Consider the following 2,586-nt stretch of genomic DNA (forward strand, 5'->3'; position numbering starts at 1 on the left):
ATGATTATTCCGGGGCTCTTTGAGCCACCTGTCCGGACTTTGAGAGCCACCATTCCGGAGAATGAGAGCCATATATTCCGGTAATTCAGAGCCACCTTATTGGGCTCTATTACATATATTTCCTTTATACTGTAAATACACACCTTTGGTGTGAATACAGATAAAGGAGGTCGTAAGTTATGACCAAGTATCGTGAAATCCTACGCTTGAAAAGCTTAGGATTCAGTGAGAGGAACATCGCACAGAGTTGCGGTGTATCCAGAAACACAGTCGCTAAGGTTTTAAAAAAGGCAGCGGAAATCAAGCTTTCATGGCCGCTGGATTTCGACATGACCGACAGCGCACTAGAGGAGCTGATGTTTCCTAAGGATAAGTCGGCAACGAATAAACGCATGCCAAACTTTGACTACATTCGCAAAGAACTTCTGCGAAATGGTGTAAACAAAAAGCTTCTCTGGGTAGAATACTGTGAGGAGTGCCGCATGAGCAGCGAAGAGCCTCTAATGTATTCTCAGTTCTGCTACTACATCCAGAAGGATGAAGAAAAACGCAGGGCTACCATGCATATCCCCAGAAAACCAGGTGAACAGATTGAAGTTGACTGGGCCGGTGACCCTGCCCACATCATTGATCCGGACACCGGAGAAATCACAGATGCATGGATATTTGTAGGTGTATTAACTTACAGTCAGTATGCTTTTGTAAAAGCATATATGAATGAGAAAACCGACAACTGGATCAAAGCTCATGTCCAGATGTTTGATTTCTTTGGAGGTGTCACACCTATGCTCGTTTCTGATAACTGTACAACCGCAGTGAATCATAAAAAGAGTGACTGGTACAACACTGCCTTAAACACAACTTATCATGAGATGGCAGAACATTACAATCTCGCCATCCTTCCGGCCAGAGTCCGGAAACCCAAAGATAAACCGAATGTAGAGGGATCGGTAGGAAAGATATCCACATGGATAACAGCAGCCCTTCGCAATGAACAGTTTTTCTCTCTTGCAGAATTGAATGCTTCAATCCGTGAAAAACTGGATGCCTACAACGCCCGTAAATTCCAGAAAAAGGAATGTAGCAGACTCAGTTTATTTCTTGGGGAAGAAATGCCATTACTGGCTCCGTTGCCTGCTACACCTTTTGAACTGGCTGAGTGGAAACAAGCCACCGTCCAGTTTAACTATCACATCGCAGTAGACAGAATGTTCTACTCCGTGCCTTATCAGTATATCAAAAATAAGGTTGATGTGCGTATAACAGATATAACGGTTGAAATATTTTATAATCACAATCGTATTGCCTCTCACAGACGACTCTATGGAAGAAGCGGTCAGTATTCTACAGTGACAGAACATATGCCGCAGGAACACCAGAAATATCTGGAATGGAACGGTGACCGATTCCGTAAGTGGGCTGATTCGATTGGAATTAACACAAGTAAGGTTGTCGATGCAATACTTACCTCCGGCAGGATTGAACAACAATCCTACAGAAGCTGCATGGGATTACTGAAACTGGCAGAAAAATATTCGCCAGAAAAGCTGGAACAGGTCTGCGCTAAGGCGCTCTCTTATTCCGGTAAACCCAGCTATAAAAGTATCAAAAATCTATTGGTTGCAACAAAGGATGCACCTGATATCGGATCAGAATCATCTCAAGTAGAAAAACCACACGGCATAACCAGAGGAGCCAGATACTATGGAGGGAAAAAATCATGACAAATCAAAGTACAACCGATAAACTTATTGAAATGCGTCTGACTGCTATGGCAGATGCATTCCGCATCCAGATGGATGATCCTGCAATGAAGGAAGTTCCATTCGAAGATCGGTTCGGCATGCTTGTTGATGTCGAATACAGCAACCGCAAAAACAATCGTCTGAAAAGGCTGATCCGCCAGGCTGAGTTTGAACAGCCAGATGCCAGCATCGCAGCGATTGATTACCATTCTGGACGAAAGCTGAACAAAGCACTGATCAACCGTCTGGCAACCTGTGAATACATTACAGAATACCGGAACATCTTTATTACTGGAGCAACCGGAAGTGGTAAAACTTATATGGCCTGTGCCTTTGGCATGGAAGCATGCAAGCACTATTACTCAGTACGGTATGTACGGCTTCCTGATCTATTATTGGACTTACAGGCTGCCAGGGACAATGGAACTTTCTCGACTGTCCTGAAGAAATACACCAAGCCAATAGTACTGATCATTGATGAGTGGCTGCTTCTTAAACTGACAGAAGCTGAAGCCAGGAATCTTTTTGAACTGATACATAAAAGACGAAAAAAATCTTCAACGATCTTTTGTTCTCAGTTCCGTGAAAGTGAATGGTACCAGCAAATCTGTGATGGTGAAAGTACTCTTGCCGATGCCATCATGGATCGTATATCGTATGATTCCTATAAGATCGATATTGAAAGTATTGACCCATCTAAAGACCTCTCTATGAGAGAAGTATATGGACTGGATCCAGCAATGGCAAAGTAACTTAATAAACAAAATGGGGTGGCTCCGTTAGTCCGGACAGGTGGCTCTCGCCACACCGGACTGGCGGCTCTGCCGCACCGTAATATTCA

The 2,586-nt window shown here is 43.7% G+C and carries 2 protein-coding genes; both read left to right on the plus strand.

What is annotated here, in order from left to right; all coding sequences use genetic code 11:
* Positions 1–179 precede the first annotated feature (179 nt).
* On the plus strand, positions 180–1,724 hold the full coding sequence (istA, locus tag LIQ05_RS19110; RefSeq protein ID WP_226822902.1) for an IS21 family transposase: 1,545 nt from the start codon (positions 180–182) through the stop codon (positions 1,722–1,724).
* Positions 1,721–2,497, plus strand: a complete 777-nt coding sequence (gene istB, locus LIQ05_RS19115; protein WP_226822903.1) for an IS21-like element helper ATPase IstB — start codon at positions 1,721–1,723, stop codon at positions 2,495–2,497. Before istA ends, istB begins: the two co-directional genes overlap by 4 nt.
* Positions 2,498–2,586: the final 89 nt, after the last annotated feature.

The organism is Blautia glucerasea, from assembly GCF_020537505.1.
Taxonomy (GTDB): domain Bacteria; phylum Bacillota; class Clostridia; order Lachnospirales; family Lachnospiraceae; genus Blautia_A.